The sequence below is a fragment of the Rhodococcus sp. KRD197 genome (genome assembly GCF_017168235.1).
GTDB lineage: Bacteria > Actinomycetota > Actinomycetes > Mycobacteriales > Mycobacteriaceae > Rhodococcoides.
Map to the genome: position 1 here is coordinate 87,315 of NZ_JABFAO010000009.1, position 22,277 is coordinate 109,591.

A 22,277-nucleotide genomic window follows, 5' to 3' on the forward strand; every position below is an offset into this window, starting at 1 on the left:
GCTGCCTTCGATCCGTTCTTCACCTTGACGCACGCCGTGTACGACGCCAATGCCGCCGGTATTCAAGCGGAGGGACCGAACTGAAGCAGGCGATCGCTGAGGAGGCTCGGAGACCGAGAATGGAGTTTGCCAGCGAGACTGTGCGCAACGGTGTGGCGATGTGCAAGATTCACCACGCTGCCTATGACGCACACATCATGGGGGTATCCCCGGACTACATCGTCAAGATTCGGGCCGATCTGCTGGACGAGATCGACGGCCCCATGCTGCAATGCGGGCTCGAAGAGCGTCACGGTCAATAACTGATGGTGCTGCCGTCCGTCAGGGCTCAGCGGCCTGCTGGCCCTGAGCCACGATCGATTCCGGTCAGCGTAGGGGTCACACTTTCAGGATCCTCCGGGCAGCTTTCGAGATGTCGCAGTCCCCGCTAGCGACGGAGTGGACGATCCCGTTGTAGACCAAGTCCCACAGTTTGGTGTTCTTTTGCGCGTGCCGGAGGACCAGTACGAGCTTGTGCCCGTGGCAATCCTCGAGCTTCATCGCGCGTTGCAGTCCAACGTTGGTCGACCGGATCCGCGTGAGCTCATAGATCGACACCCACTTCTTTCCTGTCTGAACCCATTGCGAACCAGCTAGGACGCGGTCTCGGCGAGCATCGAAGTAGACCAACAGGCTCAGTCCTCCACTGAAGCACCAGGGGAACCAGTCGGTCACCCATTCGAACCCTCCGGCGATGACTGCGAAGGCCGCTAGACACAGTACGAAGAACCCGACACTGCCTTGGAAAACATCCCTACGAGGTTGGGAAAACCATTCCAATGCCACGCCCCACTCGGATGGCGGCCCCCCGGTTGTGTCCGGCATGTCCGACGGGCTCCTGTAGATCGACGTCGTCTCGGTTCGTGGCGCCGATGGTGGGCGGGGTTCGCCCGAGAGCGCGTCGGGCTTCGGAGCTGGTGGTCGGCGGATTCTTGCCGGGTGATTGGCCGAGGTCATATTTTCAGGATTCTGCGGGCAGCTTTCGAGATGTCGCAGTTGCCGCTCGCGACGGAGTGGACGATCCCGTTGTACACGAGGTCCCAGAGTCGTGGATTCTGTTGAGCGTCTCGTAGAACGAGAACGAACTTGTTTCCGCGTGCGTCGGAGATAGACATTGCGCGTTTGAGTCCGACGGTCGTCGACCGAATTTTCGTGAGCTCGTATGTAGAGACCCACTTGTCGCGCTGTTGAATCCATTGAGCACCGGCGATTACTCGATCTTCTCGAATCTTTCGATAGATGAGCACAGCCATCACCGCGGCGAAGACCCATGGGAACCATTCGGACACCCACCCGAAGCCGCGATATACAACGACGAATGCGAACAGTGCAAAACCGAACATGAAGATCGAGCCCTGTACGTGAAAGGTGCGCGACTCCTCGCACCACTCGAGCGGAGGGCCCATTTCGGTAGGAACAACGACTTCCGTCGTCGGCGCGCCTGGTGGTGTGGCGCGTTCTGCGGTTGATTCGCTACGGGGGGCTGTTGGGGGCCGAGGTTGGCCGGTCATCGTGTCGGGCGTTGCCGCAGGCTGTCTACGGGGTCGCACGCTAGTCCACCGCCAACTCGATCAATTCGCCCACACCGTATGCGAAGAGGATGCCGACACCAACAGCGGCGACGGTCGCGGGTCCACCAGCAACGCTCCCTGCTAGCAGCGCGGTTGCTGCGGTACCGGCCAGGAAACCGCCAGCGTCTTTCGCTACAACCTTCGCCACGTCGCCGGCATCCTCGGCGCCTTGAAGGTCATACAGAATCTGAGCGCCTGTGAAGTACACGCCCGCTACAGGTATTTTCGACCCGACCTTGCCACCGAACGGTAGCCCTTCGCTCACCAAACCCCCGATTTTCTTGGTGAGTTGTCCCGGGACCAGAGCGCTGTTTTGTGCCGCGTATCGAGCTGCATCGTCAGCAGCAGGACCGAACGCGGCAGAGGCTCCCGCAGCCGAAGTGCGGACGGAATCGGGGAGTGCCTCTCCAGCGATGTCGGTCAAACGCCCTACCTGCGCCGCTCGGGTTTGCGCGACTGATCCCCACTGATCGGCTTGCTGAGCCGCTGTACCCAGATAGCTGATCGCTCCACCGGCAATCATCCAGGGCGCCGAGTTTCGTAGGCGGTCGAGCCAGCCCTCGCTGTCGGCGAACGCTGCTGCGAGCGTGGAATGAGCGCCAGCCTCGATTGCACGCGCATCATCGACCATCTCTAGGAGACTGCTGAACAATCCGATGGCCGATCCACGTCGCGTCGACCCGCGTTTAGGTGTTTGACCTGCGATAATGTTGGTATGCAGGGAAATTCGGAGTCGCAGGGCGACCTGTGGGACGTCTCACCCTCGGGTTGGGCGTCGAGGACGGGGTCTGGGCCCTTGGATAGGCGGTGGGTGAGCCCCGCACCCGGCCGGGGTGCTTCCGCAGTACTCGTGGCCCCGGATTTCCTGCCTTCGACGGGAAATCCGGGTCTTCGCACACACTTTGGGGATCCTGTTACTCATGGACCGGGACAGCCGCCCGCGAGCCCAGTTCCCCATATCCCGCATATTTCAGCAGTCTCCTAGGGCATCGTTGTAGGCCGAAACTTGGGTCGCCTGCGTCGTTCGCTGTTCGATCGTCCATGGACCGGTCAGGGGCAGCGGTTCAGGGTCGCCGATCCACGTCGCGTCGCACGAATTCGGACCGACCCAGAGTCCAGCTGATGCTGCCAGCGTTGCTGCTCTGTTGAGATGCTCTTTCGCAGTGAGCATGGAGTCGGTGAAGACTCGTAGAGCTGCTGCGAGCGCTGAGGCGTGATCGGATGTTTGTTCGGCTGCTTTGGCCAGCGTCGTGATGGTGTCTCGAAAGTCGTTGCCTGTGGGTGAGTCCCAGACGTACTCCGACTTGTCTCGTGCTTGTTTGAACTTGTCGGCACCAGACTCAGCGACCGTGCTGAGTTCGTCGAGCGCAGCAGCACAGGTGCGGCATGAGTTGATGTCGACGTCGAGGTGTACGTAGATCGGCATCAGCGTGTCCCGTCCGCTGCGTCTGCAATGTCTGCGCCGTTCATGTATTCGGTTGCCGCGTATCCTTCGTCGCAGTCTTGGACGGCGTGCGCGGCCCGCGCGGATGACACGACCAGGTCGGACATGGCCTGTGCCAGGGCAGCGATCCCGTCGCCGATCAGGGCAGTGGACGGCCCGGCGTGGGGCACCTCGGGTGCCTCGTTTCCCGCCGCATCCAGCGTCTGGGAATTGTCGACGAGGAGACGGGCGGGCTCGTTGAGATCGCCGATGTCGAGGCCGTACCAACTCATCGGACCGGGTCCGTCATGTAACTCGATGTTTGCCTGACTTCCGGTTCTCGGAACCGTTTGTCACGTGCAGGGAGTTCGGCGTCCAGAAGAACGACGTCGATGTCGAAGGATGCGAGTATGTCGTCGAGTCCGCCGTCGTCGACCAGCCCCCACGGTTGCCCGCCGCCGCAGCTGCGAACCAGTGAGGCGAGGGAGGTGTAGGCGGTCAACCCAACGCGTCCGTCCGCGAGCTCACGCAGTTCGACGGATCGTACTGTCGCGCCCCCGACTACTGGTTTCAATGGAACGTAGAGCCTCGACGAAGCCCCCTGCTGCTCGGACACTGACCCCCCGGTAAACCATTGCCGACACCCCCGTCGCGTCAGCGTTGCGATGGAGTGTAGCCGGAGGGAGTGACGGGGTTAGAAGCTCGCCCGGTCGATTCCTTTCGGATCACTCGCTTCGTTGCGTCACCTTGGTGAGGGAGTGTGGACCCGCGCTACTGACGAGTCGTGAGGTTTTCGGTGTGGCGTGCGAGAACGATGGCTCCGTGGGTCGTGCTCCAAAGCCGTTGGGCGTCGGCGGGTGATCCGCACTTTGTGTGGAGCGAGAACTGTGCCAAGACCTGCTCGATCAACGTGGTCCGGTGGGAGGTCTCGACGCCCAAGGACGCGAGATCGTGCTCGAACAGCATTTGGTAGAGGCCAGGGTGGTCGGCCGCCCACTGTGCATAGCGGTCCATCATCGACTCTTGGTCGCCGCTGGGTTCGAGTGCGGCCAAGCACTGCTCAGCGGCGTCGTCGAAAACCGCGGTCAACAATGCGGATCGGGATCCGAACTTGGAGTAGACGCACATCGTCGATCGCCCGGATGCGGCGGCAAGTGCGCGGACCGAGGTATCGCTCGCGGTGCCCGACGACAGATACGCCAACGTGCCGGACATCAGCTGTTCGCGAACCGTGGGTGACGTCAATTCACACTCCATCCGTTGACTTTCGGCGCCTGCCACATCACTATAACGACTGTTATCAATAACAGTCGTTATCGAGGAGGCATCATGTCCGTTACTCCCGTTCAGCAATCGATCACTCGAACCCTGCCGCTACGATCGGCCGCCTGGTGGGGCTTCGCAGCAGCTGTGGTCCTGCTGATCAACGCCGCCAAACGAGCTGAACTTCTGCCGACGGCAGCATGGACGCAGCTTCTCGCGCCAGGTGCAGAAATCTTCGCGATCTTCTTCGTCATCGGCCTTGCGGTCGTCACCGGGATGAGCGGACGGTTCGCTGTCGTGGCGACATCCTTGAACATTGCGGCCCTCGCGGCCTTGGTGGCAGCCGAAGCGGTCATCAATCTGGTGTTCATCGAACTACCGCAAGAGCAGATCGATGTATTGCTCGACGGCCCGCTCGGAGTCGCCTTGGTCATCGCGTCAATGGCATTCCTGATTGGCACCTTGTGTTTTTCTGCAGCGTGCGCGTTGGCGCCGACTCGCCCGCCCATGCTCGCTCTGGTCGGCTACGCGGTGTCGGGGACTGTGATTGCGTTGCGCGCCTTCGTTCCCGAGGCTGCCCTTCTGGCTGGTATCAGCGTGTTGGCGATATCGATCGCCGGGCTCAGCGTCTGGCTCTTGCGTACGATTGCTCGGACTTCGGTGGCTTCAGACCACGCGATCGAACGACGTTCGTAGCCGCAGCGCACATTGTCAGAACAGGGTTGGTGCGGCGTGGCTACCGAAACGTGCTTCGCGGACTCGGGCGCTCCAGCGCTGCACGAGCCACATCTCGACGAGTTCGGGTCTGGTGCCGATATCGGTTGCCCACCTGGTGAGGAGGGCGACGTAGCGGTCGTAGCGGCGTCGCGTGAACCCGGTGACGGCGGGGTCTTCCAGCCAACCTTCGTGGATGAGGGTGGACACCCCGAATTGGTCGATCAGCTGTGCCGGGCCGCCTGCCACGGATCCTTTGACGGCCCAGAGGAAAGTGGCCATCAAAGACACACCGACGCCCGGAGCATCCGGCCACCCGGACCAGGATTCGGTCGGGAGGTCGGGGAGTCGACGGTCACGTACGCAGCTGTCGAGGACAGTGAGTGTCTTGGCGAGCGGACTCTCGTTGGGGCGGGTCAAGTGCGGGTTGTGGACGTCGGGGAACCTCCGCATCGCTTTGCGGTAGTTGTGGCTGCCCTGCCAAGCTGCGCAGAGGAACAGCAAACCGAGTGAATCGTGTTCCCCACCTGCGAGGTCGGTACCGATGCGAAGGTCGTTGCGCTGTACCGTCGCGAAGCCGTCGGCGACGGTTTTCCCGTCGAGATTGCGTCCGCGCAGTCGAATGTCATGACCCGCGCGCTCGAGGTGCTTGTTCCACCAGTCAAGATCCACCAGGACGCCGTCGTCGAGGACGTTCAAGTGGTAACTGCGGAGTTGGCACCATTGCACACACGCCGTTGGGGGCGCGAATCCCTCGTCGAAATGTGACATGCCGACATCCTGGCAGGACGCACCGACAAGAATGAATCAAGCGTAGTGACCGAAGAGCTGTTCGAGTTCAGCGAGAACGTCTCTCGCGGTCTTGTCTGTGCCGTCGGCGACGGTTTTTCGGGATTCTTGGAGAATTGGCATGTCGCGCAATCCTTGCAACTCTTGAAGTAGGTACGCGATGTGATCGGAGTCGGGTCGTCCCGCCGGTCTCCGAGGTCACGCAACACCGCGATCAGCCCAGACCGTCCACGTCGAGTGATCAACGCTTCTGCGGCTGTGGGTTGGACAGCCAGGTTGGGATCTTGCAGCAATTCGATGAGCCGATGCAGGATTCTCGGATCCGGCAATAGCGCGCCCATGTCGATGGACGCGCGTTCTCTCACCGCCCAGTCTGACGAGCGTGATGCTGCAACGAGGGTCTCAGCTGCATCCGTCATGAAACTCCTTCCGGAGGTGCCGGGCTTACTTGCTGTCTGAGTCCACGTGGGTCCCTGTGTCGGTGATGAACGCCGCGCACAGAATCAGACCCCGAATACTTGGACGCGGGCGAGTCGAAAATCGGTTCCGCGAAGAACTAGTAGGCCGGGGAGCGTCGCGCTTTGCTGCAGAGAGGTTCGTGCGTATCGTGACAGTTTCGCTGGCGGGACACCCTCTGCTGGCGCACATCGTGCCCGCGGGGTCGCCGGCTCTGTCCGGAGCGGATACATCGTGTCGCTCGCAACCGCGCAACCGCGGCGACCAATGCGACCATCGGGAGTCCACTCGACCTGGGTGAACAAGACCAGCATTCGTGCCGCCGGTAGAACGCGGATCCGACCGATTTCGGTGCCTTGGTTTGACCTCGCTTTCGAAATACTTGATTGGATGAGCGTTAGGATCGTGCCATGGTTCGCACACTCCCGATCGGCCAATCGCTCTTTATCCGTACCGATTTCAGTGACAAAGAAGCCTGGGAGATTCTGCAAGCCGATACGGAGGCGGTCCGGCGCAATGCAGACGGAATTGCAGTCCGGGCGGGTCTTACCATTGTTGACGATCATACTTTTGACGCACTATCGATTGGCGAGCTGCTCGAGCTTGCGGACGGCACCGTGGACTACGCTTTCGTCGCCGACAGTCAAACATTCGAAGACCCTCGCCGGCCCATCTTGGTCGTCGACCTTAGCGGCGACCGCGAGGATGACGACACATCGATTCTCACGTTCCGCGTGACACCTGAGCTCCTTGCATCAGTGGAGAGTAATCTATCGCTGGCGAACTTGGACTTCGCCGATTACATCGACAACATCGATGGTGATGGAGTGTTCACCGGGGGGCCTGCGCGGGCCGAAACTCGCACGTTGAGCAGACAGGACTTGTTGGACGCTGCGCCACAATCGAAGTTGCCGTCCGCGCTGGTGTCACGCTATATCGAGGCGCTCGAGCATTACCGCCCATTGACATTGTCAGCGAAGTTCGTGCCAGATCTAAGAGATCTCTACGAATACCTGGTCTCGAATTCGGACGGATGGAACCTTGCCGAGGAGATACTTGGTCGGCAAGAATCGATGGAAGTAGCCAGTAAGGGTAGCGGTCCTGCGCTTGTATTCAATTTTCCGATTCGGCGCGGTTGGTGGAGCGCCTATGTGGATCCAAAGACCCTAGTGCCCGTCGCTCTGTTGATGTCGAGAGCCAGAGCCCGAAAGCAGCTGGAATTGTGAAGGTGCGGGAGGCGGGGAGCAGGGCGTTCAGCCTGAGGCCAAGCCCCCGCGTTTGCCTTGTTGCAGTGATGAAAACCGCGTACGACGCAGACCCCGAATACTTGGACGCGGGCGAGTCGAGATCGGTTCCGCGGAGTCGGAAACTGGTCGATGTCGCTTCCGATGGAACCGTTCCGCCTGCACTGTCGTCCAAAGACATAGGCCGGGGCTGATTCTCTGCCGTCGAGACAGGAGCCGAGACGAATGAGTACATCTCCTCAAGGTGAGCAGGCGAGCGAGGCCGAGTGGTACGCGCAGTGGCCACAGCGGCTACAGGTGAACCGTGTTCTCGGTGGAAGCTTTGGCGTTCTCATGTCAGCCGGTATGTTTGCGATGGTGTTTGTTGACTCTTCGGCCAGCATTGCCGTGTGGGCCGCGGGTTCAGCCGTGGCTGTCGGGTCTGTTGGCTGGGTCATTCTGCGCCGAGGTGGCTTTCGCTGGATCGGTAGGCAGGCAGTGCGCGTGGTTCACCATCCAATCTACGGCCGCGGACTCGGTGTGCCAGCAGAAAAGCTGACTGTGAATCTCATCATTGCGGGCTCGGCAGGCGGCGCTGCTGGGATGTTCTCGCTCGGACTAGTCCTACGGCGAGGTGAGCTGGCATTGGTCGACGGTTTGGTCATTGCAGGAGCCTTGTCGGTGTTGGCAACGGTGTTCGGCGTCGTACTTGCTTTCGGTGTCTTGTTTTTCGTCATCGCCCGCCCCACGATAGGAGCCGAGATCTACCGGACCGGGGTTCTGCGAACGGTCGGGAAGTTCAGGCTGCTGCGAGGTGGGGCCGACTTGTTCGTCAGCTGGGACCACGTAGAGGAGATCAAGCCTCAATCGCACACGATCGGAGTCGGTCCTGGCAAAGACACCCTTGCACTTCTGAACCTGATCGTCCGTGAACCGCCGCCGGTATCTTCGCGACTTCGCGACGATACCGATCGCTATGTTCAGCTGCCGCTCGTGTTCATGGCGGTCGAACCGAATTCGCTGCTTGCGTTGCTGCGTCGATGCTTGGACGACGAGTCGGTACGAGAGCTGATTGCAAGCGGTGAGGGCAACGAGCTTCTTGCGATTCCATCGCTTCGCACTCGATTCCGCCTGTCGCGGGAGAGCGGCACCACCCAAACGTTGTGACTGTGCATCGACAACGATGGTGGCAGCACGCACCGATAAGAATGATCGAGTCTCGCCGGCTCGACATCTTCGTCGTCAACAAGATGGCGCTGCAGAGTCAGGTCAACGCGCACCCTCTCCGGCATCCGGTCAGAGGACTCCCACCGTGCGGGCCGCGGCGGCGATCGTCGCCACTCGTCGGCCGAGGTGTTCGGCTGTGCGCAAATCGGATTCGGATGGCGCGACGGCAGGTGCGGCGTCCGACGGCGAGAGTGCCATCGCTCCGAGGAAGCTGCCCAACCTGTTCGGGTCTTCCGCGGTGCCCTCTGCGGAGTACAACCATCCGGGCGGCAGTCCCAGGTTGATCCAGTGCATACCGTGTTGAGCGGCCAGTATCGCGAAACTCATGAGGGTAGCGAGTTTGTCTCCGTTGACCCCGGCAGAGTTGGTGAATCCGGCCGCGTACTTGTTCCGCCACCGTTGGCTGGACCAGGCTGCAGATGATTCTTCGGCGAAGCGCCGAAACTCCGCCGATGCCCCGCCCATGTACGTCGGGGATCCGAAGATGATGGCGTCGGACATGTCGAGTACGTCCCACATGTTCGTGGGCGGTTCTGCGACGTCGATCAAGTGAACTGTGGCGGCGTCAATTGCGGCGCCGCGGGCGACTGCGGCGGCCTGACGGGCCGTGTGGCCGTAACCGCTGTGAAAGACGATGGAAATGGTGACGGCGTTCATGAATTGTCTCCTGTGACATGGTGTGTGGTCGGTGTCGGCGCTGCGCGCAGGCTGTGGTCGGTGTCGGCGACGAGGTGCTCGAAGAGGTTCGTTGCGTCGCGGTGATCGGTGAGGAGTGGGGCGCCCTGACCCGACCAGAGTGCGAGCAGTTCGATCTCGCCTTCGCTGGCCGCCGCCGCTCTGATCGGTGCCGTGAGCCAGTTCTGCTGCGGATACGTCGGCACGTCGACGGACTCGAAGGCGTCGAGAAAGTCATTGCGAATTCCGCGAGCGAGTCTGCCCGAGAATGCCGTGGTGAGGGCGGTATGCCGGGCACGTGGTGATCGAAGTGCGTGTTTGTGGGCGTCGGGCGCACCGGACTGGTCGGTGGCGAGGAATGCTGTGCCGATCTGGACGGCGTCGGCGCCCAACATCAGCGCCGAAGCAATCCCGCGTCCGGTGGCGATTCCGCCGGCGGCGATGACGGGGATGTCGAGCGCTGCCGAGAGTTGCACGGTGAGTGGACCGGTGGCGACGGAGTCGGCGGCGGGACGAAGAAACGCAGGACGGTGCCCGCCGGCCTCGTAGCCAGAGGCGACCACAGCGTCGACACCGGCATCCTGCAATGCCCGGCCTTCATCGAGATGCGTGGCCGCGCCTACAGTTAGGATTCCTCTGTGTCGGCATTCGGACAGTATTTCGGGGCGGGGGATACCGAAGACGAAGCTGAACACTGCAGGTCTACGTTCCAGCACGGCCTCCACCTGCGCTTCGAAATCAGGCGACGACGCGTGCAGGTAGGCGGGGGGTTCCAATCCGACTCGCTGGAACCACGGCCGCAGCGCACCGGAGTAGGTGTCGTGGGTGGTCCGATCGAGGTGGCGCGGTTGATCGGGTAGCGGCACCCACAGATTCACCGCGAACGGCTGATCCGTTGCGGACTGCAGCTGGCCGATCGTGGCGTCCAGATCCTGAGGGGAAAGGTGGTGTGCGCCGAAGGACCCGAGACCGCCGGCCTCGGAAACGGCAGCCGTCAGCGCTATCCGTGAGATGCCTCCGCCGAATGGGCCCTGCACTATCGGGTATCGGAGGTCGAACGTCTGTGTGAAAGGCGTGCGGGTCCAATCTGTCATCACGATGCTCCTGGTCTCGTCGAGATCTTCCAGACGAAGACTAGACGACCGGTCAACTAAAAAGCAATCAATAGTTGACCGGTTGTATAGTGGCCGGATGGGACGGACCAGTACTGCTCGCGATCGGATGCTCGACGCTGCCTGCTCGCTCATCCGTAACCAGGGGTACGAGGGCGTCGGGGTCGCTGAAGTGTGTTCCGTGGCCGATGTGCGTAAGGGCAGCTTCTATCACTACTTCGAATCCAAGCAGGCCTTGACCCGCGAAGTGATCAACGAGCAGTGGCGGCACGAGCGCGCACGATGGGTCGCAGTGCTTTCGGCGCCGGGACAACCCTTGACGCGTTTGGAGGCCCTGTTCGGCATGCACGTGGATGACATTCGCGAACAACAAGATTCGAACTTCATCAACGGTTGCCTCTTTGCCAACCTGTCGTTGGAGTTGTCGACGCGAGACGCGGCCATTCGGTCGGACCTGCAGTCGGTCTTCGATGATCAAATCGCCTTGGTCGCAGAGGTCCTCGACGACGCAGTCGCCGACGGTTCCCTGCGCGTCGCAGACACCACTGCTCACCTTGCGGCAGCAATGCTCGCCCAGTTGGAGGGAACAATTCTGTTCGCGAAACTACGCAACGACGCCTCGGTCCTCGACGGGTTGTGGAGTCAGATCAGCCGCCTCGTAGCCTGACCTTGGACTCAACTCGCGGCTGTTTGCAAGCCTTCTGCAACCGCCGGAGCGGGGAACGCGTCCTTGCCGTCGACCTCGAACGTGTTGTCGCTGTTGGTCAGAACGATGACCGTCGTATCGAGGTCGTAGTTGTGGGATAGGTTGCTGTTGTATCCGGGGATGTCCCCGTCGTGGCCCCACCATCCTCTGCGATCCCCAATCCCGATGCCGTACCCGACCGTCGCGGTCATCGGGGGAATGTCGTGGATGATGGAGTCTCGACGAAGTTGCTGAGTTGCTGCATCGAGAACGCCTTCGCCGGTGAACAGGGCGTGAGCCCATTTCGTCAAGTCGTCCAGGGTCGAGATGACGGCACCGGCGGTGAAGGCGAACGACGGGTTCCAGTTCGTCGAGTCGACACTCTGCCCGGGCGGCTGGTTCTGATCGGTGGACCCATCCAGGTGCGGATCTCCGATCTCGGTGGACCCGCCCGGAAAGGAAGTGTCCGACATGCCGAGCGGTTCGAACAGGCGCTCGTCGAACACCGCGTCGATGGGTTGGTCGAGAACTTGCTCGATGACCATTCCCAACAGGACGTAGTTGGTGTTCGAGTATGCCCACCCCTCACCGGGAGCGAAGTCGGCGGGCAACGGCTTGACGGCGTCGACCAGTTCCTGTGGCGGCCAAGCATATTCGGGGTCTGCGAAGTACTTGCTGACGACCGCGTCGGAAGCGGTGTAGCTGGGAATGCCACTCGTCATGTCGGCGAGCTGTAGCAACGTGGCGCTGTCGCCGTTAGGAACGCCGGGCACGTACGTGCCGATTGTTTCGTCGAGCGAGAGCGTGCCCTCCTCGACCAACTGAAGGAGCACCGTCGCTGTCATGGTCTTGGTGAGCGAACCGATGCGGGTCAGGTCGGATGATGTCGGTGGCTCGGACCGGCCCGCGCCGACGGTTCCCGAAGTCCCCGTCCATGTTCCGGCCGGCGTCGCCACCTGCGCGATGACGCCGGGGAAGCCCGCTGCGGCTCGGGAATCGTCGAGCACAGTCTGAAACGCCTCGGCTTCGGACGCCTCGATGGTCTGCGAGGTCGGCGGCTCAGACGCAGGTTCCTCCGTTTGCGAGCAACCGGCCGCAACAAGCGATACTGCGGTTACCGTAGCGATCACCGAGAGAAGCCGAGATGCGAGGTTCATGCTGGTCTCCGTCGATCAGGGGCGATTGATGGTGTTATCGAGCCAATCGAATACCTTCTGGCTGAACAAAGCGCCCGCACCGGCCTCGTCGTGCTCGCCTGCACCGTCTGCATTGGAGAACCGGAAGTACTCTTTCGGGGCCGTGAGTTCGTCGAACAGCGGTTGTGCGTCGTTGCCGCGGACGTCGTTCTCGCCGGTGCACAGCAATGTAGGACAGCTGATCTGCGCGGCGAGGCCTTTCAGCGTGTAGTGCTTCGTCTCCCGCAGGTATTCCAGCGGAGTGTCGAATCCGTGGGTGAGCATCCCCCGGTCCATGGTGAACGCGAATCCTTCGCTCTTCGCCATCTTGTCCTCGAGTACCGCATTGAAGTCGTTCGCGTCGCCGGTGTACAGCTGCTCTCGGTACTGCTCGGGCATCAGATATTTGGCGTTCTGCCCGGGAGTGAACTGAGGGGCGTCGGCGACGAGCGCGGCAATTCGATGCTCCGCTGTGGCAGCTCGCGGAGCGAGATATCCACCCCAACTACGTCCCATCAGCACGATGCGGTCGGCGTCGACATCCGGCCTGGCGAGCAACCAATCGAGCTGCGGCGTGACCACCACTTCCCAATCCGGGCGAAAGACCAGGCCTTGTTCGATCAACGCTCCACCCTGGCCCGGTCCGTCGATGAGCAACACTGCGTATCCGCGACGAAGTGCTGCGACACCTCCGGCGAAGAATCCTTCCTCCTTCGTACCGTCGTAACCACCGACCATCGTCAAGACAGGGTAGGGGCCCGATCCGTGGGGCTTCGCGAAATACGCCTCGAGTTTCTTGTCCTCGTACGGGATGGTCACGTTCTCGATCGCCCACTCCGACAGCTCGATGGCCTTCTGAAAGGAGCTCTTCTGCTGTTGGTAGGACTTGACGAACGCGGGGTCGAGCGGGGGTTTGTACAGAAAGATGCCGGAGGTCCGGTAGTAGGTGACAGCTCGCAGGTATCCCTCGTAGGCGCTGACGCGGTGGCCGGCGGCGACGCTCGCCTCCGCCTGCGCGTAGATGCGGTCGGCCGTTGCGCGCCACTCGGTGAGCCATGCGTCGCGGTCACCGACAGGGATGCGTCGTGCGGTCATGAACGCCTCGCCGATGTCCGCGCCTCCATACGGGATCGTGTCGAGCGCCCTGAGGAACTGGCCGTCGAACATGGGATCGGTGAAGCCGATGTCGGTCAAACCCATGAGGTCCTCGTTTCCAGCCGGAGAAGGAGCTGGGCTCGACGCGGCCCCGAGGCCGCGGAAGTCCACCATCGAATTTTAGCGGGCTTGATCTCGCTATCCTCCGTTTTCGGCAGTCAGTTCGTTGAGAATTTGACCGCTGTGGGAGGACCCAGGCATCCCGGGCTCGGTATCTCACCGCTCGGCTTGAAGCCCTGTTCGGCACGCACGCCGATGACATTCGTTGACAGGAGGATTCGAGCTCCATCAATGGGTGCCTCTTCATCAGTCTGTTGTTGGAGTTATCGACGGATGACACGACTATCCGTATGAATATGGAGTAGGACGTGATTTCGGAGTCCATGCACTTGGTTGATCGTTCAGATTGAACTCCGAACAATGGCGAAGACTCAAGGGATGGCGTTTTCCAAATGGCGACACTGGATGACGCGATGGCCGGGTAAGACCCACGGGATGGTGACGACGCTGGGCGGCCGCAGCATGGGCGTGTCCTACGGGCGTTGAGGGTGGGCTTCGCGCTCGCGAGGGGTCGAACCGTCATAGTTGTTGTGCAATAAACTATTTCCATACATGCCGGTTGCGGCTCTTCTTGACAAGCCATCTCAGACCCGTCACAAAACGCGATGCAGAATCAGTGGTGAGGATCACAAACAATCAGTTGCCAGAGCTTAGGGCACCTGGAACTGCACATGTTTTCGCTTGTTGCCAGAACAGGCTCGCGCAAACTTCGGACAACCATGTACCGTCCTTACCGGTCAGTAGGGAAGACAGCTGTCTGGCCGTAATTGATTGGCGAAATGCAAGCGACAGTGGGTTGTTCCTGTTCGACCGCATTCGAGAACCTAGGGGTGAATTGCATGACGACGACAGCTGCTCCGACGCCTGATGAGGCGAAACGGTACGCACGTGAGTTGCGAAAGGATCCACGCTACGTAGCCGATATTCGACGATTCGATACGCGGAGCCGCCGCAAGGTGTTTCTTTTGAATTCTATCTTTGTTGCATCTTTGCTGCTCTTCGTTGCTGCTGGCGAATCCTGGTGGCTGGTTGCCCCATTGGTTGCGGTCAATGGAATTTTCGCACTGCCGAACCTGCGCGTGTTCATCCACTCCGAAGCGCATTGGGGACTGTCGGAGAATCGGATAGGTACCTGGTACATGCGGTTTCTCGCATTCGCTCCCTACCAAGTTCCCTTCGAGGCGTACCGCGTCGGACACTTCGCTCACCACCAATACGACAACGATGTGCCGGAGCGGGACCACACGTTGGCCAAGGACCGGCAGTCCACGTACCTGTATTCACACCTCGGAAAGCCCGTGGCCTTCGTGGTGTGGGCTCTCCATTATTTGTTTGTCTACCAGTATCTCAACCAGTTCGTACTGGTCATTCGGCGTACCAACGCCAAGAAGATCGCCAGCATGATCGCGCAGGCGTTAGTCATCGTAGCCCTGGACGTCGCGATATACCTGATCAGTGCAAGGTTCTTTCTCGTGATATTCCTGCCTTCTTTGGCGATCGCATGGATAGGCTCGGCGATTGTTCTCTATATGATGCATAAAGTTAAATTCTCGGATGCCAAATATCATCACTCTGTGAACTCGTATTCGTCTTTCTTCAACGGATTCGGGGACAACGACGGAATGCACGTGGTGCACTCGATGGTTCCGTTTCTGCACCCGTTCCATCAGGCGCGAGTGAACAACCTGATCAAAGACAATCTGCACCCGGATCAGGCACTACGTGGGCACTACGTGGTGGAGTTCTTCAAGGATCAGCTCCACCTGAACCGTCGGTCGTCACCATGATGATTGGTTCAGGGGCTGTGAGCAGCGACGGAACGGCGCGGCACGTCGAGCAGCAGGCCGCTCCGTTGCCGCAGACTCTCGACTACCGATGGCGTTTCAACCGCGAAGTCCTTCTTCCCATGGCTGACCAGTTTTTCGAGGCCCGCTTCGAGTCGGAGGACATTCTCCGCCGCGGTGTCGAAGACAAGCGGCAGATCATATTCGTGGGAAACCACTCCGGGGGATCGATGTCGTGGGACAACGTGGTGTTTCAGGCATTGTTCGATCGTGTCGTCGGATGCGAACAGCCGAGGCTGCGGCGGCTAATTCATCCACGGCTATACCACGACAGCATCGCGCCCTTTCGAATCCGCGAGTGGTGGAAAGAAATGGGGTGTGTGGAAGCCACCTACGACAACTTCGATGCCCTTCTGAGCCGGGGTGAGCGATTCCTGTACCTGTCGCCAGAGGGCGTCGACGGTCTGAAGAAGCCGACCTGGCGGGCAAAGAGGCTGCGCCCGTTCAGTAGTTCGTTCGTTTCTATGGCCAAACGCCACGACGCACTCGTCGTGCCCGTGGTGATCCACAACAGTCAGTACCTCAACCCGCTCTCCTGGACATGGAAATGGCTGGATGCGCTCGCTGACAAACTGTTCGGGTGGCCGTTTCTGCCGCTTGGGCCGGCACTCCCTCTGATTTTTTTCGCAAAGTTCTTTATTCAAGCATGGCCGACTCGGCTGACATATGAGTTTCTCGAACCGATTTCGTTCACAGGTACCGACTCGTTGACGCGGAACAGGCACGACGCGCAGGCAGTTCGGTTTCGGATCGAAGACGCGCTGGGTCGGCGGAAAAACTCCTTGTGCAGAGCCACTCACTGGCGAGCGCTGTTCGATACCCGAATCACCTTCTGGAATACCTACCGATTCTTCTTCGAGGCACATGCGGGACGTCCTATACGCGCAACCGAGCAGTGGGGTTACGCGATTCCAGTACTCAGCTACCTGCTTGCGCAGCGGGCAACGAATAGAGCAGCCCCGAAAGGACGAGACTAGCGATGTGTGGACTGGCAGTGGTGTACGCGCCCTCCTGCGGAGAAGATCTGCGGCACCACGCGATGAAGAACATGCTCGGGGCCATGGCGCACCGAGGCCCTGACGGGCAAGGGGAATTCGTCTCGCGTCACGGGGTGCATTTTGGGCACGTAAGGCTCGCTATTCAAGATCCGCAACATGGCGCGCAACCAGTCACGTCGGGCCGAGGTGATTGCCTGGTATTCAACGGTGAGGTGTACAACTTCCCGGAGTTGCGAGCTGAATTGGAACAGAAAGGAGAATCTTTCGCCGAGACAGGTGATACCGAGGTCGTTGCGCGGGCCCTGCAGCACTGGGGCGAGTCGGCGGTTGATCGATTCAACGGAGACTTCGCCATCGTGTGGGCACCCGGAGACGACAGCTCCATGACATTGATACGGGACCGCTTCGGCGTCAAACCGTTGTACTACTGGAGCGACGACACCACCCGCACATTCGTCGCTGCCTCGGAGCCCAAGGCCATCATCGTCGCTCTCGAGCAGCTCGTACCTGGCTACCGTCCGCGGGTGAGCCGCGACGGCTTCCTCGACACCAGCCTGTACGGGGCACCGGTTGCACCGTTCTCGCTGTTCGAAGACATCCGCGCGGTCCGACCCGGACACCTGATTCGAGTCGACTTTTCGGGTTCGTTGTCGTTGACGGAGACGCAATACTGGGAGCTGACGGTGACCGACGTGGTCGGTGACGTGAAGGTCGCCATAGATGGCGTGCGCACAAATCTCTCCGACGCAACGCGGCTGCGCTCGCGAAGCGATGTGGGCTTGTCGACAATGCTCAGCGGCGGCCTCGACTCGTCAGTGTTGGCATACCTGGCAGCGGACATCGATGACAAGCATGCTGGACCTCGACGTCATCGGCGCGCGTACACGATCGGCGACCCGCACAGGACGGAAGATCGCGAGAATACCTTCGTGAGTGGTTCTGACCTCGCCTACGCGCGGGTTGTGGCCGAGGAAAGCGGCCACGAGCTCATCGAGCATACCGACATGGTTTCGGACCCGGTTGCATTCATACGGCGGTGTGCGCGATCGCGCGGATCCATTGTGTCTTTGGGCTCGGAAATCGCCATGGCGAAACTGTTCGAGCTCATCGGAAAGCACGATCGTGTGCTGATCTCCGGCGACGGAGCCGACGAGGTCTTTCTCGGCTACTTCATGCAGACCGATGCCTCCGGCACCGTGAACCAGTACTACTCGTCGAAGAACTCACGGTACCTACCGCTGATGTACAGGAAGTCCTTCATGTCGGCCCGCGAAGCATGGGCACGTTCTACGCGGGAATTCAACCGAAGGCTCGGCGACGTGGCGCCCTCCATCAGGTCGAGCAACCACAACCTGATCCACTACCTTCAGCTGCGCTTCACACTTCCATATCTGCTCGATCGCGCCGACACGCTCTCCATGGCGGAGTCGATCGAGTTGCGCGTGCCGTATCTGGACCATCGACTGGTGTCGGCAGTATTCAATACCGACAAATCGATACGGTTCTCCGACAACGAGAAAGAACTCCTTCGCGCTGCCTTCCGGGATCGATACAATCCGCAGGTCATCGACCGAAAGAAGAGCGTCTTCCCATACGGCGAATCACGTGAATACATGGAAGCTCTGCGGCGCGAGGTGAAGAGGATTGTCTCGGACCCGACATCCGTGGTGTCTGAGGTCTACAACGTCAGGCTCCTCAGGCTTCCGTTTCATTCACGCCGGACCTTCACGCTCTTCGAGAAGGCTGTTGGACAGTTCTATCTCCATGCGTTCGTCTGCCAGATCATCTCGCTGGACGAACTCGGCAGAGAGCACGGCCTCACCGTCTAGTTGCGCGCACATGCACTCATACCCCAACCCCGAAAAGGTGAACACTTGATGCGGCCTTTTGCCGAACGGTTTCCGGTCCTGCAAGCCCGGAACAGCGAACAGTGGCTCGAGGACTATCTGACCGTCTCTGCCCGTGACGATCTGGATACACACGGCGCCGTGCTCATCCGTGACACGCCAATCGGCGATCCACAAACTCTGGAGCGATTCGCGAGACACCTCATCGCGAGGCCAGCAGAGGCGTACATCGGGGGAGTCGTGCCGAGGGACTCGTACTCCCCGGTGGTCTTCAGCTCCACCGAGCTGACAGGATTGTTCCGACTCAAACTTCACAACGAGATGGCATACCAAGAAAACTATCCTCGCTTCATTTCGTTCTTCTGCAGCACGGCCCCTGCTGCGCTCGGCCAGACCCCCATTGCTCATGAGAGCGATATCTTCGACTCGCTTCCAGAGGATCTGCGAGAGAAGATCCGTAGCGAATCGGTGATCTACGTCCGTCGCTACCTGTCACGAAAGTTCAACGAAGCCAAAGTCAAACGGCTGCGGTCGATGTTCGTGCCATGGCAGGACGCCTTCAAAACTGAATCCAAAGCCGAGGTCGAGAAGCGCTGCTCCGAGATCGGTGCGGAATACAGCTGGGATGCGGACGACATCCTGACGGTGCGCACCGAGTTGCCCACCACGCGTCCCCACCCCGCCACAGGAAAGGACGTTTACTTCAATCAGCTCTTGACGCAAAACTTCAGCGTGAAGGGTCTGGGGCCTGCGGGTTATCTGTTGCACCGAGCCATGGGAATCAAGAAAAGCACAGCACCGCGGCATTCCGTTCTCGCCCGAAGCGGTGAACTGACCGGTTCCGAGCTTCGAGCATTCGACCGTGCATACAACAAGGCGACCACGGCATTTCGGTGGAAGGAACGTGACTGGCTGCTGGTGGACAACTTACAGGCCATGCATGCGCGCAACCGATTCATCGGAACGCGTGCGATCTGGGTAGTGATGGGAGACTGAAGTGGCACGGTACGAGGCGTACATATTCGATGTGCAGGGCACGCTGTTGGACTTCTACACCCCGGTGGCAAACGCACTGAAGGAGCATCTCGCCGCCGATTCCGCTGTACCAGTAGGCGATATAGTGCGAGCGTGGCGTCGGGACTATTTCTCCCGCGTGGCATCGCTCGATCAGTCGGCTGCCAAATGGTCGCCGGTTCAGGACGCATACACGGCGGGACTTGCAACGGTATGCGAGGAACTCGGCGTCGACATCCCACTCGGTAAGCACGCCGAATTGGCCGAGGCGTGGAAACGGCTCACGCCGTGGCCCGATGTTGCGGACGGACTGCGCAGGATTCGGAGCGAAGCGATCGCGGCGACATTGTCGAACACCGACATGTCGACCATGGTGCAACTTTTCAAGACCGAGCAGCTCGAGTGGGACGCGGTTCTCACGGCAGAGTTGTTCGGAGCCTTCAAGCCCGAGCCACTGGTTTACGAGCGGACGTGTCGATACCTCGGCGTGGAGCCGGGCAAGGCAGCGATGGTCGCCTCTCACCCGTACGATCTCCGGGCAGCTCGCGAGGTGGGGTTGAACACGGTATTCGTATACCGGCCTCTCGAATTCGGCCGCCTCGAGGACGCGGTCGATGAACACGACGAGTTCGATCACCGCGTAGAGGACATTCGCGAACTTCCCTGAGGAACACGCTCGAATCATTGTCGGAACGAGACCGAAAGTGGGCACACGGTGGTGACGAAGCTGTCCTGCAGAGCTGTTGCGGGTCTGTGCGCAATCGTATTGGTCGCTGCCGCGGGCATCTGGGCGGCGATGGACTTGGAGGAACATCTCACTGTCGGTGGCTTCAAGGACGAGAACTCACCGTCGTTCCATGCAGATCGCGAACTGGAGGACAAGCTCGGAATCGGGGCACCGAACGTCATCGTTCGGATTGCACCGGTCAGCGGATCCGTGGATTCTCCTGAGACAAGGGCGACTGCCGAGGATGTTGTGGAAGTCGTGGCACAGCACGCTGTTCCGGCTAGCATCCAGTCGTATTGGGAGTCGGGCCTGCCGTATCTGAAGTCGCAGGACGGGCGATCCGCGCTCATCTTGGCTACCCTCCCCGGTGACGAAGACGCCGCGGACGCCGCAGTCCGTGCTCTCGGTCCTGACCTCGACGAGCTCGAGATCGAAGGGATAAACGTCGGGTTGACCGGTCAGGCCGAGATTCTGAGGGAAGCCACTGACGTCTCCAAAGACGGACTGGTCAGGGCCGAGTTGATCGCGGTGCCGATTTCCGTTTTTCTGCTTCTGCTGATCTTCGGATCGCTCACCGCCGCTGCTCTCCCGGTCGTCCTCGGCGTGCTGTGCAGCCTGTCTTCACTGTTGGTAATGCGGCTACTGACGATGTGGATGGACGTCTCTGTGTTCGCGTTGAATCTGGTAACAGGACTCGCGCTCGGCTTGGCCATTGACTACAGTCTTCTCATCATCGCGCGCTACCGCGAGACGCTGTCCGCCATTGACGATCCGACCGACGAGGACTATCGCCGAGCCTCCGAGTACGCGGTTCAGCGGACTCGACGCACGGTCATCATCTCGACCGCGACGATTGCCATCGCACTGGGCGGGGTCCTGATGATCGACCTCGGGTATCTGCGTTCCATTGCGCTGGCCGGGATCGTAGTCGTCGCAGTGACGGCATTCCTCGTTCTTGTGGTGATGCCGATAGCCCTCGCCCTGCTCGGGAGACGGATCGACTCGCTGATGGTACGTAAGGTCGACCTAGCAACACCGGGTGCAGTGATGCGACGACTTCTGGCGTTCAGTACTCGTCGCCCGCTCGTCGTGTCGGTAGTAGCGGGTGCCATTCTCGTCGGGCTGTTTCTTCCCTTCTTGGGTGTCAAGTTCGGTCCCGTGGACGATCGCGTACTCCCTGCCGATTCCGAGCCATACGTAGTCGCAGAGCAGATCCGAGTCGAGTTTCCACAGCTGGGTTCCGACATCATGATCGCCGTCTTGCCCGGGGAGACCACCATCGGCGAGGGCGAAACGATTGCGTCCACGCTGTCGCAGAGTCAGGGAGTCTCCGTTGCAACGAGTGCGTGGGGGACGTTCGTCGGCGGTTCCCGCGTCGCGCCAGGTTCGCACGAGCTTGCTGGCGACGCCGCGTTGTCCGCGATCGCCTTGATTCCTCACGCCGATCTCGACCAGCAAGAGTTGCTCGAACTTGCTCGGAGTGTCCGGGCCGACATTGACGTGCACGACGGCACACTGGCCGGCACGTATGCAGATGAATTGGACAAACAACAGGCGATCGCGTCGCGGATACCGTTTGTGTTGGCGATCGTTGTCAGTGGGCTGCTTCCCATGGTGTTTCTCGCCACCGGGAGCATAGTCATCGCATTGAAGACAATGCTGCTGACCGGTGCGAGTCTGACTGCGAGTTTCGGTGCCCTGGTATGGGTGTTCCAGGACGGGAACCTGTCGAACATACTCGGGTTCACCCCGACCGGGAGCATCGATGTCACGGCTCCAGTGCTATTGCTGTGTTTGGCATTTGGACTGTCGATGGACTACCAGATAATGCTGCTTTCTCGCATCAGAGAAGAGTACGACCGTAGTGGCGATACAGCCCACAGCGTTACCTTCGGGATCGAGCGCACCGCGAAAGTCCTCAGTGCAGCAGCGCTTCTCATTGGTGTTGTCTTTCTTGCGATCGGTACTGGCGGAACCACCATTGTGAAGATCCTCGGCATCGGACTCGCGATTGCGGTGTTGATGGATGCGTTTGTCGTCAGAATCGCGCTGGTTCCATCCTTGATGCTGATGCTCGGCCGCTGGAACTGGTGGTCGCCCAAGTGGGCCTTGGACATCTATCGAAAGTTGGGACTCGAGCGACCTCACCTCGATGATGTTGTACCTTCCACTGATCGAGCGCCAGTTCGTTCGCATGTTCGGGACGCGCTTTAGCATCCGGTCGGCTATCGAACCTTGTCGATGACGCGGGATTCACGCGCTCCCTTCGGGCCGATGTGT

Annotated in this window: 23 protein-coding genes and 1 pseudogene; 11 read left to right on the plus strand and 13 right to left on the minus strand. The window is 60.4% G+C overall.

Going from position 1 to position 22,277, the window contains the following annotated elements; all coding sequences use genetic code 11:
* Window positions 1-119: 119 nt before the first annotated feature.
* Window positions 120-302, plus strand: a complete 183-nt coding sequence (locus J1M86_RS14085; RefSeq protein WP_241260081.1) for a hypothetical protein — start codon at window positions 120-122, stop codon at window positions 300-302.
* Between the two features lie 76 nt (window positions 303-378).
* On the opposite strand, the gene J1M86_RS14090 is transcribed toward J1M86_RS14085, so the two are convergent.
* The 7 genes from J1M86_RS14090 to J1M86_RS14120 form a co-directional block, all read right to left on the minus strand.
* Window positions 379-714, minus strand: coding sequence for a hypothetical protein (locus J1M86_RS14090; RefSeq protein ID WP_206510340.1), 336 nt, complete (start codon window positions 712-714; stop codon window positions 379-381).
* Between the two features lie 278 nt (window positions 715-992).
* Entirely contained in the window at window positions 993-1,445 is a 453-nt protein-coding gene (locus tag J1M86_RS14095; protein WP_206510341.1) for a hypothetical protein, read from the minus strand.
* 145 nt (window positions 1,446-1,590) lie between these two features.
* Window positions 1,591-2,241, minus strand: coding sequence for a hypothetical protein (locus J1M86_RS14100; protein WP_206510342.1), 651 nt, complete (start codon window positions 2,239-2,241; stop codon window positions 1,591-1,593).
* 339 nt (window positions 2,242-2,580) lie between these two features.
* On the minus strand, window positions 2,581-3,036 hold the full coding sequence (locus tag J1M86_RS14105; RefSeq protein ID WP_206510343.1) for a hypothetical protein: 456 nt from the start codon (window positions 3,034-3,036) through the stop codon (window positions 2,581-2,583).
* Window positions 3,036-3,326 carry a hypothetical protein gene (locus J1M86_RS14110; RefSeq protein WP_075837947.1) on the minus strand — a complete coding sequence of 97 codons (291 nt, stop codon included), beginning with the start codon at window positions 3,324-3,326 and terminating at the stop codon, window positions 3,036-3,038. The genes J1M86_RS14105 and J1M86_RS14110 overlap by 1 nt, the downstream gene beginning before the upstream one ends.
* Entirely contained in the window at window positions 3,323-3,649 is a 327-nt protein-coding gene (locus J1M86_RS14115; protein ID WP_206510344.1) for an SAV_915 family protein, read from the minus strand. Before J1M86_RS14115 ends, J1M86_RS14110 begins: the two co-directional genes overlap by 4 nt.
* 155 nt (window positions 3,650-3,804) lie before the next feature.
* Window positions 3,805-4,278 carry a TetR/AcrR family transcriptional regulator gene (locus J1M86_RS14120; protein ID WP_206510345.1) on the minus strand — a complete coding sequence of 158 codons (474 nt, stop codon included), beginning with the start codon at window positions 4,276-4,278 and terminating at the stop codon, window positions 3,805-3,807.
* An 84-nt stretch (window positions 4,279-4,362) separates the two neighbouring features.
* Here J1M86_RS14120 and J1M86_RS14125 point away from each other — a divergent pair, with 84 nt between their 5' ends.
* Window positions 4,363-4,992: a hypothetical protein gene (locus J1M86_RS14125; RefSeq protein ID WP_206510346.1), complete on the plus strand. Its 630-nt coding sequence runs from the start codon at window positions 4,363-4,365 to the stop codon at window positions 4,990-4,992.
* Between the two features lie 15 nt (window positions 4,993-5,007).
* Here J1M86_RS14125 and J1M86_RS14130 read toward each other — a convergent pair whose 3' ends face one another.
* Window positions 5,008-5,781, minus strand: a complete 774-nt coding sequence (locus J1M86_RS14130) for a hypothetical protein (protein ID WP_206510347.1) — start codon at window positions 5,779-5,781, stop codon at window positions 5,008-5,010.
* A 206-nt stretch (window positions 5,782-5,987) separates the two neighbouring features.
* A pseudogene (locus tag J1M86_RS26990) lies at window positions 5,988-6,218 on the minus strand (HEAT repeat domain-containing protein); the annotation flags it as partial.
* 447 nt (window positions 6,219-6,665) lie between these two features.
* Between J1M86_RS26990 and J1M86_RS14140 the strand changes: the two are divergent.
* The gene (locus tag J1M86_RS14140) at window positions 6,666-7,481 is read left to right on the plus strand and encodes a hypothetical protein (RefSeq protein WP_206510349.1); all 816 of its coding nucleotides are present in this window, start codon (window positions 6,666-6,668) and stop codon (window positions 7,479-7,481) included.
* A 501-nt stretch (window positions 7,482-7,982) separates the two neighbouring features.
* Window positions 7,983-8,645 (plus strand): hypothetical protein, encoded by a 663-nt coding sequence (locus J1M86_RS14145; protein ID WP_206510350.1) that lies wholly within the window; start codon window positions 7,983-7,985, stop codon window positions 8,643-8,645.
* 129 nt (window positions 8,646-8,774) lie between these two features.
* Here J1M86_RS14145 and J1M86_RS14150 read toward each other — a convergent pair whose 3' ends face one another.
* Both J1M86_RS14150 and J1M86_RS14155 read right to left on the minus strand, forming a co-directional pair.
* Window positions 8,775-9,362, minus strand: coding sequence for a flavodoxin family protein (locus J1M86_RS14150; protein ID WP_206510351.1), 588 nt, complete (start codon window positions 9,360-9,362; stop codon window positions 8,775-8,777).
* Window positions 9,359-10,474 (minus strand): nitronate monooxygenase family protein, encoded by a 1,116-nt coding sequence (locus tag J1M86_RS14155; RefSeq protein WP_206510352.1) that lies wholly within the window; start codon window positions 10,472-10,474, stop codon window positions 9,359-9,361. Before J1M86_RS14155 ends, J1M86_RS14150 begins: the two co-directional genes overlap by 4 nt.
* 97 nt (window positions 10,475-10,571) lie before the next feature.
* Between J1M86_RS14155 and J1M86_RS14160 the strand changes: the two genes are divergently transcribed.
* Complete coding sequence (locus J1M86_RS14160; RefSeq protein ID WP_075837952.1) at window positions 10,572-11,159, plus strand: TetR/AcrR family transcriptional regulator; 588 nt, start codon at window positions 10,572-10,574, stop codon at window positions 11,157-11,159.
* Window positions 11,160-11,167: 8 nt separating this feature from the next.
* On the opposite strand, the gene J1M86_RS14165 is transcribed toward J1M86_RS14160, so the two are convergent.
* Both J1M86_RS14165 and J1M86_RS14170 read right to left on the minus strand, forming a co-directional pair.
* Window positions 11,168-12,334: a serine hydrolase gene (locus J1M86_RS14165; RefSeq protein WP_206510353.1), complete on the minus strand. Its 1,167-nt coding sequence runs from the start codon at window positions 12,332-12,334 to the stop codon at window positions 11,168-11,170.
* Window positions 12,335-12,349: 15 nt separating this feature from the next.
* Window positions 12,350-13,552, minus strand: a complete 1,203-nt coding sequence (locus J1M86_RS14170; RefSeq protein ID WP_206510354.1) for a S9 family peptidase — start codon at window positions 13,550-13,552, stop codon at window positions 12,350-12,352.
* Between the two features lie 854 nt (window positions 13,553-14,406).
* On the opposite strand from J1M86_RS14170, the gene J1M86_RS14175 reads away from it, so the two are divergent.
* From J1M86_RS14175 to J1M86_RS14200, 6 genes are read left to right on the plus strand one after another with little or no spacing between them, the layout of a single operon-like run.
* Window positions 14,407-15,354, plus strand: coding sequence for a fatty acid desaturase (locus tag J1M86_RS14175; RefSeq protein ID WP_206510355.1), 948 nt, complete (start codon window positions 14,407-14,409; stop codon window positions 15,352-15,354).
* A gap of 17 nt (window positions 15,355-15,371) precedes the next feature.
* Window positions 15,372-16,388 (plus strand): 1-acyl-sn-glycerol-3-phosphate acyltransferase, encoded by a 1,017-nt coding sequence (locus J1M86_RS14180; protein WP_206510356.1) that lies wholly within the window; start codon window positions 15,372-15,374, stop codon window positions 16,386-16,388.
* 2 nt (window positions 16,389-16,390) lie between these two features.
* Window positions 16,391-18,238: an asparagine synthase (glutamine-hydrolyzing) gene (asnB, locus tag J1M86_RS14185; RefSeq protein ID WP_206510357.1), complete on the plus strand. Its 1,848-nt coding sequence runs from the start codon at window positions 16,391-16,393 to the stop codon at window positions 18,236-18,238.
* A gap of 48 nt (window positions 18,239-18,286) precedes the next feature.
* On the plus strand, window positions 18,287-19,252 hold the full coding sequence (locus J1M86_RS14190; RefSeq protein ID WP_206510358.1) for a TauD/TfdA family dioxygenase: 966 nt from the start codon (window positions 18,287-18,289) through the stop codon (window positions 19,250-19,252).
* Between the two features lies 1 nt (window position 19,253).
* The gene (locus J1M86_RS14195) at window positions 19,254-19,937 is read left to right on the plus strand and encodes a haloacid dehalogenase type II (protein ID WP_206510359.1); all 684 of its coding nucleotides are present in this window, start codon (window positions 19,254-19,256) and stop codon (window positions 19,935-19,937) included.
* A 51-nt stretch (window positions 19,938-19,988) separates the two neighbouring features.
* Complete coding sequence (locus tag J1M86_RS14200; protein ID WP_206510360.1) at window positions 19,989-22,211, plus strand: MMPL family transporter; 2,223 nt, start codon at window positions 19,989-19,991, stop codon at window positions 22,209-22,211.
* Window positions 22,212-22,277 lie beyond the last annotated feature (66 nt).

What these genes read in the sequence shown, in the direction of transcription:
- J1M86_RS14110 (WP_075837947.1), bottom strand. Translation starts at nt 3,326, where the DNA reads ATGAGTTGGTACGGCCTCGACATCGGCGATCTCAACGAGCCCGCCCGT.
- J1M86_RS14170 (WP_206510354.1), bottom strand. Translation starts at nt 13,552, where the DNA reads ATGGGTTTGACCGACATCGGCTTCACCGATCCCATGTTCGACGGCCAG.
- J1M86_RS14160 (WP_075837952.1), top strand. Translation starts at nt 10,572, where the DNA reads ATGGGACGGACCAGTACTGCTCGCGATCGGATGCTCGACGCTGCCTGC.
- J1M86_RS14125 (WP_206510346.1), top strand. Translation starts at nt 4,363, where the DNA reads ATGTCCGTTACTCCCGTTCAGCAATCGATCACTCGAACCCTGCCGCTA.
- J1M86_RS14105 (WP_206510343.1), bottom strand. Translation starts at nt 3,036, where the DNA reads ATGCCGATCTACGTACACCTCGACGTCGACATCAACTCATGCCGCACC.
- J1M86_RS14150 (WP_206510351.1), bottom strand. Translation starts at nt 9,362, where the DNA reads ATGAACGCCGTCACCATTTCCATCGTCTTTCACAGCGGTTACGGCCAC.
- J1M86_RS14165 (WP_206510353.1), bottom strand. Translation starts at nt 12,334, where the DNA reads ATGAACCTCGCATCTCGGCTTCTCTCGGTGATCGCTACGGTAACCGCA.
- J1M86_RS14085 (WP_241260081.1), top strand. Translation starts at nt 120, where the DNA reads ATGGAGTTTGCCAGCGAGACTGTGCGCAACGGTGTGGCGATGTGCAAG.
- J1M86_RS14190 (WP_206510358.1), top strand. Translation starts at nt 18,287, where the DNA reads ATGCGGCCTTTTGCCGAACGGTTTCCGGTCCTGCAAGCCCGGAACAGC.
- asnB (WP_206510357.1), top strand. Translation starts at nt 16,391, where the DNA reads ATGTGTGGACTGGCAGTGGTGTACGCGCCCTCCTGCGGAGAAGATCTG.
- J1M86_RS14175 (WP_206510355.1), top strand. Translation starts at nt 14,407, where the DNA reads ATGACGACGACAGCTGCTCCGACGCCTGATGAGGCGAAACGGTACGCA.
- J1M86_RS14095 (WP_206510341.1), bottom strand. Translation starts at nt 1,445, where the DNA reads ATGGGCCCTCCGCTCGAGTGGTGCGAGGAGTCGCGCACCTTTCACGTA.
- J1M86_RS14140 (WP_206510349.1), top strand. Translation starts at nt 6,666, where the DNA reads ATGGTTCGCACACTCCCGATCGGCCAATCGCTCTTTATCCGTACCGAT.
- J1M86_RS14100 (WP_206510342.1), bottom strand. Translation starts at nt 2,241, where the DNA reads ATGGTCGATGATGCGCGTGCAATCGAGGCTGGCGCTCATTCCACGCTC.
- J1M86_RS14155 (WP_206510352.1), bottom strand. Translation starts at nt 10,474, where the DNA reads ATGACAGATTGGACCCGCACGCCTTTCACACAGACGTTCGACCTCCGA.
- J1M86_RS14130 (WP_206510347.1), bottom strand. Translation starts at nt 5,781, where the DNA reads ATGTCACATTTCGACGAGGGATTCGCGCCCCCAACGGCGTGTGTGCAA.